We start from the raw sequence: 210 nt of genomic DNA on the forward strand, positions 1-210 counted from the left end.
CCGCTTATGCGGTAAATTGGTTGCGGGGGCAGGATTTGAACCTACGACCTTCGGGTTATGAGCCCGACGAGCTACCGAACTGCTCCACCCCGCGTCATTAAAAAGGGTAACATATTCACATTGTTATTAAAAGTGGTGGAGGCTGAGGGGATCGAACCCCCGACCCTCTGCTTGTAAGGCAGATGCTCTCCCAGCTGAGCTAAGCCTCCG

2 tRNA genes are annotated in these 210 nt (G+C 53.8%); both read right to left on the reverse strand.

Annotated features, from left to right (window positions below):
* Positions 1 to 17: 17 nt before the first annotated feature.
* A tRNA-Met gene (locus CHH67_RS25880) sits at positions 18 to 94 on the reverse strand.
* A gap of 39 nt (positions 95 to 133) precedes the next feature.
* Positions 134 to 209: transfer RNA gene (locus CHH67_RS25885), tRNA-Val, on the reverse strand.
* Position 210: the final 1 nt, after the last annotated feature.

It is taken from the genome of Paenibacillus campinasensis (assembly GCF_002272015.1).
GTDB lineage: Bacteria > Bacillota > Bacilli > Paenibacillales > Paenibacillaceae > Paenibacillus_AQ > Paenibacillus_AQ campinasensis.